The sequence below is a fragment of the Massilia mucilaginosa genome, from assembly GCF_011682145.1.
In the GTDB taxonomy this organism is placed as follows: Bacteria; Pseudomonadota; Gammaproteobacteria; order Burkholderiales; family Burkholderiaceae_D; genus Telluria_A; species Telluria_A mucilaginosa.
Window position 1 is genome coordinate 21,926 of sequence record NZ_WHJH01000069.1, and the last position, 9,891, is coordinate 31,816.

6 protein-coding genes are annotated in these 9,891 nt (G+C 64.2%); all 6 read left to right on the forward strand.

Annotated features, from left to right (window positions below):
- Positions 1–142 precede the first annotated feature (142 nt).
- Positions 143–1,432 (forward strand): efflux RND transporter periplasmic adaptor subunit, encoded by a 1,290-nt coding sequence (locus F2P45_RS30725; RefSeq protein WP_166882020.1) that lies wholly within the window; start codon positions 143–145, stop codon positions 1,430–1,432.
- Positions 1,433–1,453: 21 nt separating this feature from the next.
- Positions 1,454–4,615, forward strand: a complete 3,162-nt coding sequence (locus F2P45_RS30730) for an efflux RND transporter permease subunit (protein WP_166882021.1) — start codon at positions 1,454–1,456, stop codon at positions 4,613–4,615.
- A gap of 4 nt (positions 4,616–4,619) precedes the next feature.
- A complete protein-coding gene (locus F2P45_RS30735) occupies positions 4,620–6,017 on the forward strand; it encodes an efflux transporter outer membrane subunit (RefSeq protein ID WP_166882022.1) in 1,398 nt (465 codons plus the stop codon).
- 112 nt (positions 6,018–6,129) lie between these two features.
- Complete coding sequence (locus F2P45_RS30740) at positions 6,130–7,074, forward strand: M28 family peptidase (protein ID WP_166882023.1); 945 nt, start codon at positions 6,130–6,132, stop codon at positions 7,072–7,074.
- A 195-nt stretch (positions 7,075–7,269) separates the two neighbouring features.
- Positions 7,270–8,874 (forward strand): methyl-accepting chemotaxis protein, encoded by a 1,605-nt coding sequence (locus tag F2P45_RS30745; protein ID WP_166882024.1) that lies wholly within the window; start codon positions 7,270–7,272, stop codon positions 8,872–8,874.
- 241 nt (positions 8,875–9,115) lie between these two features.
- On the forward strand, positions 9,116–9,891 hold a 776-nt coding region (locus F2P45_RS30750; protein ID WP_166882025.1), incomplete at its 3' end, for an MCP four helix bundle domain-containing protein.

The following is a 9,891-nucleotide window of genomic DNA, read 5'->3' on the forward strand; positions in this document are numbered from 1 at the left end:
TCCCTTTCAGGGGCTGTCAAACGTTAAACATACAGTCATGTTAGTATATTCCAAAATCAAGAAGCCCGCGATGAACTTTGTAATTACACCCCTCTAGTGGGTGTAAGGACAGCTTGTCGCCTACTTAAAGGATGCACACGTAATGCGCCACACCCTCCCCCCTTCCCCGTCCCTGACCCGGATCGCCGCCTGCACCCTCGCTGCGCTGGCTTTGTTATCGGCCTGCGGCGACAAGAAAGACGCAGCGCCAGGTGCCGGTGCCCAGCGCCCGCCGCCGGAAGTGGGTGTGGTCACGGCCAAGTTCGAGCCGGTCGCCCTGCAAACCGAATTGCCGGGCCGTGTCGAACCGATCCGCGTGGCCCAGGTGCGCGCGCGCGTGAACGGCGTGGTGCTCAAGCGCTTGTTTACAGAGGGGAGCGAAGTCAAGGCCGGCCAGGAACTGTTCCAGATCGACCCGGCCTCGTACGCCGCCTCGCTCCTGAGCGCCCAGGCCACCCTCGGCAAGGCCCAGGCCAACCTGACCCAGGCCGCCGCCCAGGCCGCGCGCTACAAGCCGCTGGTGGAAGCGAACGCGGTCAGCAAGCAGGAATACATCAACGTCGTCGCCACCCAGAAGCAGGCCGAGGCTGACGTGGCAGCCGCCAAGGCGGCGGTGCAGATCGCCCAGATCAACAACGGCTACACCAGGGTCACCGCGCCGATCGCCGGACGCATCGGCCGCGCCCTGGTCACCGAAGGTGCGCTGGTCAGCGCCACCGAAGCGACCCAGCTGGCCCTGATCCAGCAAACCAATAATGTCTACGTCAACTTCACCCAGTCGGCCACCGACCTGCAACGCCTGCGCAAATCGGCCAAGCTCACGGTGCGCAACGCCGGATCGCTGCCGGTATCGATCATCATGGAAGACGGCTCCGAACTGCCCAACAAGGGCAAGCTGCTGTTTTCCGACGTGAGCGTCGACCCGACCTCGGGCCAGGTCACCCTGCGCGCCGAAGTGGCGAACCAGGACGGCATGCTGCTGCCGGGCCAGTACGTGCGCGTGCGCCTGTCGCAGGCCGAACTGCCGGCCGGGATGCTCATTCCCCAGCAAGCCGTCACGCGCGGCAGCCAGGGCGACACGGTCATCATCGTCGGGCCGGACGGCAAACCGGGTCCGCGTCCGATCAAGGTGGCGTCGCAGCAGAACGGCAAATGGATCGTCCTCGAAGGCATCAAGCCGGGCGAACAAGTGGTCGTCGACGGCTTCCAGAAAATGCAGGTGCCCGGCATGACGGTCAAGCCGGTGCCGTGGACGCCTACCGCTACGCCAGCCGCAGGTGGCGCACCGGCTGCCGCCGGTACCGCGCCGGCCACGCCTGCCGCCGGTGCCGCTCCTGCCGCTCCTGCCGCCGCTGCGCCCGCGGCCAGCGCCGCGCCGGCCGGCGGACGTTAAACATACAATCAGGACTACTTCATGGCTCGTTTCTTTATTGACCGCCCCATTTTTGCGTGGGTGATCGCATTATTCATCATGGTTGTCGGCGCGGTGGCGATCACCCAGCTGCCGATCGCCCAGTACCCGACCGTCGCTCCGCCGGCGATCGTGGTCACCACCAGCTACCCGGGTGCGTCGGCCCAGACCCTGGAGGACAGCGTCATCAGCGTGATCGAACGCGAGATGAACGGTTCGCCCGGCCTGATCTACATGGAATCGAACAGCCAGGCCAACGGCACCGGCACCATCACGCTCAGCTTCGAAACCGGCACCAATGCCGACCTGGCCCAGGTCGACGTGCAGAACCGCCTCGGCCGCGCCACCCCGCGCCTGCCGCAGGCGGTGGTGCAGCAGGGCGTGCGCGTCGATAAAGCGCGTTCGAACTTCCTGCTGTTTACCATCCTCTCGTCGGACGATCCGAAATGGGACCCGATCGCGCTCGGCGACTACGCCTCGCGCACCGTGCTGCCCGAAATCCAGCGTATCCGCGGCGTCGGCCAGGCCCAGTTGTTCGGTACCGAAAAAGCCATGCGCATCTGGATCGATCCGGCCAAGCTGGTCGGCTTCAACCTGTCGCCGGCCGACGTCAACAACGCCATCCGCACCCAGAATGCGCAAGTGGCCTCGGGCACCATCGGCGACCTGCCGAACATCGGCGGACAAGCCATTACCGCCACCGTGGTCGTTACCGGCCAGCTGGCCAACGTCGAACAGTTCGGCAATATCATCCTGCGCGCCAATCCGGACGGTTCCACCGTGCGCCTGAAGGAAGTGGCGCGTATCGAAATCGGCGGCCAGAGCTACTCCACGTCGGCCCGCCTGAACGGCAAGCCGTCGACCGGTATCGGCATCCAGCTGGCACCGAGCGGCAATGCGCTGGAAACGGCCAAGCTGGTGCGCGCGCGCATGACCGAACTGTCCAAGTACTTCCCGCCCGGGATGAAATACGCGGTGCCGTTCGACAGCTCGGCGTTCGTCGAGATCTCGATCAAGCAAGTGCTGGAAACCCTGGTCGAAGCGGTCGTGCTGGTGTTCCTGGTGATGTACCTGTTCCTGCAAAACTTCCGCTACACCCTCATTCCCACCATCGTGGTGCCGGTGGCGCTGCTTGGGTCGCTGGCCTGCTTGCTGGCGATGGGCTTTTCGATCAACGTGCTCACCATGTTCGGCATGGTGCTGGTGATCGGTATCGTCGTCGATGACGCCATCGTGGTGGTCGAAAACGTCGAGCGCATCATGAGCGAAGAAGGCTTGCCGCCGCTCGAAGCGACGCGCAAGGCGATGGGCCAGATTTCGGGCGCCATCATCGGCGTGACCGTGGTGCTGGTGTCGGTGTTCGTGCCGCTGGCCTTCTTCGCCGGCGCGGTCGGTAACATCTACCGCCAGTTCTCGGCGGTGATGGTCACCTCGATCATCTTCTCGGCCTTCATGGCGCTCTCGCTCACGCCGGCCATGTGCGCCCACTTCCTCAAGCCTGTGGAAGCCGGCCACCATCACGCCAAGACCGGTTTCTTCGGCTGGTTCAACCGTGGTTTCACGCGCACCGCCAAGAAGTACGAAGGCTGGGTCGCCACCACCTTGCGCCACACCGGCCGCTCGATGATCGTGTTCGTCGCGCTGGTCGCCGTGGTGGGCCTGCTGTTCGTGCGCCTGCCGAACTCCTTCCTGCCGAACGAAGACCAGGGCTACATCATCGCCAACTTCCAGCTGCCGCCTGGCGCCACCCTGGAACGCACCGGCAAGGCGCTGCGCGAGGCCGAAGACTTCATCCTCAAGCAGCCCGAAGTCGCCAGCATGGTCGGCGTGCAGGGTTTCAGCTTCTCGGGTTCGGGCCAGAACATGGCGCTCGGCTTCATCACGCTCAAGAACTGGAAAGAGCGCGGCGGCGCGGGCCATAGCGCCAGCGACGTGGCGGGCCGCATTTCGGGCCGCATGAGCCGCGTGCGCGACGCCTTCATCTTCGCCATCAGCCCGCCGCCGATTCCTGAACTGGGCAGCAGCACCGGCTTCTCGTTCCGCCTGCAGGACCGTGGCGGACTGGGACGCGAAGCGCTGCTGGCGGCGCGCGGCCAGGTGCTCGGCGCGGCCAGCAAGAGCCCTATTCTTGCCGGCGTGCGTCCGGAAGGCCTGGAAGATGCGCCGCAGGTGCAGCTCGACATCGACCGCGACAAGGCCAATGCGCAAGGCGTTACTTTTGATGCCATCAACACCGCGATTTCGACCTCGCTCGGTTCCTCGTACGTGAACGACTTCCCGAACGCCGGCCGCCTGCAGCGCGTGGTGGTGCAAGCCGACGCCAAGGACCGCATGCAGCCGGAAGACCTGCTCAAACTGAACGCCGTTAACAACAAGGGCCAGCAAGTGCCGCTGTCGTCGTTCGCCACCACGCGCTGGATCACCGGCCCGATGCAGACGGTGCGCTACAACGGCTACCCGACCATGCGGATCGCCGGCGACGCCGCGCCGGGCCGCAGCACCGGTGAAGCGCTGGCCGAAATGGAACGCATTGCGTCCGAACTGCCAGCGGGCTTCGGCTTCGAATGGACCGGCCAGTCGCGCGAAGAACAGCTCTCCGGTTCGACCGTCTTCATCCTGCTCGGCTTCGCCCTGCTGGCGGTGTTCCTGGCCCTGGCCGCGCTGTACGAAAGCTGGTCGATTCCGGTGTCGGTGCTGCTGGTGGTGCCGCTCGGCGTGCTGGGCGCGCTGCTGGCGGCGGGCAGCCGAGGCTTCCCGAACGACGTGTACTTCAAGGTCGGCCTGATCACCATCATTGGACTGGGCGCGAAGAACGCGGTGCTGATTATCGAATTCGCCAAGGACTTGCAAGCGCAGGGCAAAGGCGTGGTCGAAGCGGCCATCGAAGCGTGCCACCTGCGCTTCCGTCCGATTCTCATGACGTCGTTCGCCTTCATCCTCGGCGTGATGCCGCTGGTGATCGCCAGCGGCGCCGGCTCGGCCAGCCAGCGCGCCATCGGTACCGGCGTGGCCGGCGGCATGATCACCGCGACGGCACTGGGCGTGTTCTTCATCCCGGTGTTCTTCGTGGTGGTGCGCAAACTATTCAAGGGCAGCGAGCGTCAGCGCAGGAAATACGCGCACGAAGACGGCGCCGCGCCGATCGCAGAGGTAAAACATGACTGATTTGATGACACGACTTACTCCCCTGGCGCTCGCGCTGGTATTGGCCGGCTGCACATCGATGGCGCCCAAGTACGAGCGTCCGGCCGCGCCGGTTGCTCCCGCCTTCCCTGCGCCAGCCTTCGGGCAGCCGCCGCCGCTGGCGGGCACCAGCAGCGAAGCGGCATCGAGCATCGCCTGGCAGCGCTTCTTTGCCGATGCGCGCCTGAAGCAGTTGATCGAACTGGCGCTGACCAACAACCGCGACCTGCGCGTGGCGATCCTGAACATCGAACAGGCGCGCGCGCAGTACCAGATCCGCCGCGCCGACCGCCTGCCCTCGCTCAACCTGAGCGTGGCCGGCAACCGCTCGCCGGGACCGGATGACAGCATCACCAGCCTGTACACGGCCGGCATTGGCGTCAGTTCGTTCGAGCTCGATCTGTTCGGCCGCGTGCACAGCCTGAGCGACGCCGGCCTGGCGCAATACCTGGCCAGCGAAGAAGCGCGCAAAAGTACGCATATCAGCCTGGTGGCCTCGGTCGCGAATGCGTATCTGAGTTTGCTGGCCGATGAAGAACTGCTCGGACTCACGCAAAAAACCTTGTCCGCGCGCGAAGAGTCGCTCAAGCTGATCCAGCTGAAATACGACAATGGCGTGGTGTCCAAACTCGACCTGCAACAGGGACTGTCGCTGGTCGACAGCGCCCGCGTGGTACTGGCGCAGCAACAGCGCCAGCGCGCGCAGGACTTGAATCTGCTCACGCTGCTGGTCGGCCAGACTTTGCCGGCCGGGCCGGATACCAGCACCACGCTGGCGGCGATGTCGCTGAGCGAACTGCCTGCCGGGCTGCCGTCGGACCTGTTGGCGGTGCGCCCGGACATCCGCGCCGCCGAGCAGCAACTGATCGCCGCCAACGCCAATATCGGCGCCGCCCGCGCGGCCTTTTTCCCGCGCATTACGCTCACTGGCAATGCGGGCAGCGCCAGCGACGAGTTGAGTGGTTTGTTCAAGGGCGGCTCGTACGGCTGGACCTTTGCGCCGCAGATGGTGCTGCCGATCTTCGACTACGGCCGCAACAGCGCCAACCTGGGCAGCGCCAAGGCCGGGCGCGACATCGCTGTGGCGCAGTACGAAAAATCGGTGCAGACGGCCTTCCGGGAAGTGTCGGATGCGCTGGCGGGCCAGGCCACCTTCGGCGAGCAATTGCGGGCGCAGCGCGCGGTGGCCGACGCCGAGGCCGAGCGCTTCAAGCTGTCGGACCTGCGCTACCGCAACGGTGCGTCCAGCTACCTCGACCTGCTCGACGCCCAGCGCTCGCTGTTTAGCGCCGAACAGTCGGCGGTGCAGGCCAACCTGCAGCGCTTGCAAAATCAGGTCACCCTCTACCGCGTGCTCGGCGGCGGCTGGACCGCGCCCCAATAACCCCCGCCCCGCCGGTGTCAGGTCTGACATTCGGACACGAGCTCGGCTGCTGCACAGCTTAGGCCGTGTCCGAATGTCAGACCTGACACCGGCGGTGCTAAATGGAATCAATATGAACACGCTGCTTAACACCACTGCGATCGCTGCTGCGTTCATGCTTTCTGTGAGCGCGGGCGCCGCGCCGCAAGCGGACTTGCCTGCACGCTTGTCCGGACATGTGCGCGCGATCGCCTCCGCCGAGCACAATACCGGCACCCCCGCCGAACTCGAAAAAGCCGCGCTGTATATCGAAGCCACCCTCGCCGCCCAAGGCTATAAGGTGCGGCGCGACGAGTATGTTTTCGACGGACACAAGGTGCGCAACCTGGAGGTGTCGATCGCCAATGTCCAACCCGGCAAGCAGCCGGAGCGCATCTATATCGTCGGCGCGCACTACGATTCCGCACCCGGCACCCCAGGCGCGAACGACAACGGCAGCGGCACCGCCGGCGTGCTCGAAATGGCGCGCATGTTCAAGGGCACCGTTCCCGCCCCCGGCAACGAGCTCAAATTCGTCCTGTTCGTCAACGAGGAGCCGCCCTATTTCAACGGCCCCGGCATGGGTAGCCGCCGCCACGCCAAAGCGCTCAAGGCGCGCGGGATGAAGGTCGAAGCGGCACTGATCCTCGAGACCATCGGCTACTATTCCAACGCGAAGGACAGCCAGTACTACCCACCCGGAATCTCCGCCTTCTACCCTAACCAGGGCAATTTCATCGCCGTCGTCGGCACCCTGGGCTCGATGGGACTGGTGCGCAGGACCGTGTCGGGCTTGCGCGACGCTTCCACCTTTCCCGCCGAGGGTCTGGCGGCACCGGCGTTCGTAAGAGGCGTCACCTGGTCCGATCACACTTCCTACAATCTGGAAGGCTACGCCGCGGTGATGATCACCGATACCGCCACCATGCGCTATCCGCACTATCACACCAGCGCCGATACCCCTGACAAGCTCGATTACGCCAGCATGGCCGAGGTGGTCAAGGGCATGTCGGTCGTCGTCCAGAAAATGATCCAGTAAGCGCACCGCCACACGACGCCGCAGCCTGCCATCCATCAAGCCACCGTCCAGCCCGGCTGGCAAGCACTGTTACGTACTAACAACAATCCACCCCATGTAATTGGCTATCTGCAAGTTATCGACCGTCCGGCGTGTCATTACAGGTGGATAATCGGGGTTCAGCATTGTCCCCCCCATCATCGGAAGGAAAACGTCATGTTCTCTGACATCCGCATCGGTTCACGCCTTGCCCTCAGCTTTGCCATCGTGCTGGTACTCTCGCTGGTGTCGACCGCGTACGCCATCATGGCCGCGCGCGACAACGCGCTTGCCACCGAGCGCATGATGGCCGAGCCGCTGGCCAAGGAACGCCTGATCTCCGATTGGTATGGCAACACGTACGCTGCGATCGCGCGCACCGCGCTGATCGCGCGCAGTAACGACAATACCTTGTCGAGCACCTTCGCGACGACCATCTCCGACAGCGTCAAGCGCACCACGGAATTGATCAAGAAACTCGAACCGCTGCTCGTGAGCCCCGATGAAATAGCGACCATGAAGTCGATCACGACGCAGCGCGCGGCCTATCAGGCGGCCAAGGACAAGGTCATGAACGCCAAGAAGGCCGGCAATGCCGAGGAGGCGGTGAAGCTGTTCAACGATAGCTTCATGCCGGCGGCCGACGCTTACCAGAACACCCTGCAATCGATGCTGGTCATGCAGCGCAAGTCGATCGACGATATCGCCGTCGTCATCGACCGCGCCAATACCCGCACCATCACGCTGCTGCTGGTGCTCGGCACCCTGGCCGTGCTGACCGGCGCCGCGTGCGCCTTCCTGATCACGCGCTCGATCACGGTGCCCTTGAAAGCTGCCGTGGCGGTGGCCGGCACGGTCGCCAGCGGCGATCTGACCACCGAATTCGGCCACGCGTCACGCGACGAAATCGGTGACCTGATGCGCGCCCTGGAGGCCATGAACACCTCGCTCACGCGGGTGGTGTCGGAGGTGCAGAGCGGGACCAATGCGATCGCCATCGGCTCGACCGAAATCGCCGCCGGCAACCTGGATCTGTCGGCGCGCACCGAACAGCAAGCCAGCTCGCTGGAAGAAACCGCCGCCTCGATGGAAGAACTGACGTCGACCGTGCGCCAGAACGCCGACAACGCGCAGCAGGCCAACCAGCTCGCGCTGGCCGCCTCGCAAGTGGCGCGCAAGGGCGGCGCCATCGTCAGCCAGGTGGTCGATACCATGGGCTCGATCGAAGCGTCGTCGCGCAAGATCGTCGACATCATCGGCGTGATCGACGGGATCGCCTTCCAGACCAATATCCTGGCACTGAATGCGGCGGTGGAAGCGGCGCGCGCCGGCGAGCAGGGTCGCGGCTTTGCGGTGGTGGCGTCCGAAGTGCGCACGCTGGCGCAGCGCTCGGCCGGTGCGGCGAAGGAAATCAAGGGCCTGATCGGCGACTCGGTGGCGCAGGTGAGCAACGGCACGCGCCTGGTGCAGGAAGCCGGCACCACAATCGGCGAGGTAGTCGACAGCGTGGCGCGCGTGACCGACATCATGTCCGAGATTACGGCCGCCAGTAACGAGCAGCGCGTCGGCATCGATCAGGTCAACGAAGCGATTGCGCAGATGGACCAGGTGACGCAGCAGAATGCGGCGCTGGTGGAAGAAGCGGCGGCCGCCGCCGGGAGCCTGGAAGAACAGGCGGCGCGCCTTGCCGATGTGGCTGCCGGCTTCAAGTTGGGGACGTCGGCAGCAACGCCGCGCCTGGGCCACGCCGCAGCGGCGCAGCGCTTGAAGTTGGCGGCTTGACTGCAAGGCCATTGTCTAAATGCATAACAAAAACAACATAGACGATACATAAAAGCCAAGTAACTTGGCTAAAAATCAGCAAAATCGGACATAAACATGACCGGTCGTGCGTTTTTCGTTGCCGATAAACAACATGAAGCACGCGAATTAGTCATTTAAAAACGTTAGCTGGATGTCTTTCTTGCAGAAGAGGATAATTGCCACTCGGCATTATTAACTCCTCAACTATCAGGAAAACATCATGTTCCCCAATGTACGCATCGGTTCGCGTCTTGCGATCGGTTTCGCCATCGTGCTGGTTCTGTCCATTATCTCCACCAGCTACGCCATGCTGGCCGCACGCGACACCGCCAGCGCCACGGAACGCATGATGGCGCAGCCCCTGGCCAAGGAACGCATGATGTCGGACTGGTATGTGATGACCTATTCGGCCATCGTGCGCACCAGCCTGATCGCGCGCAGCAGCGACGAAACCCTCTCGACCACGTTTGCGGCCGCCATCGCCGATAGCGTCAAGCGCAACACCGAGATCATGAAGCAGATCGAGCCCCTGCTGACCACGGACGAGGAAAAGGCGACCGTGAAGGCCATCCAGGCCAACCGCGCCGTCTATCAGAAAGCCAAGGAAACGGTCATGGCCGCCAAGAAGGCGGGCGACAGCGCCGCCACCGAACAGGCTTTCAACGGCACCTTCCTGCCGGCCGCGAGCGCGTACCAGAACAGCATCCAGGCCATGCTCGCCATGCAGCGCAAGGAGATCGACAGTACCGCCGTGCAGATCGAACAAGCCAGCAGCCGCACCGTCACGCTGCTGTTCGTGCTCGGCACCCTGGCGGTGCTGACCGGCGCCGCGTGCGCCTTCCTGATCACGCGCTCGATCACGGTGCCCTTGAAAGCTGCCGTGGCGGTGGCCGGCACGGTCGCCAGCGGCGATCTGACCACCGAATTCGGCCCGGCCTCGCGCGACGAAATCGGTGACCTGATGCGCGCCCTGCATGCGATGAACGATTCGCTCAC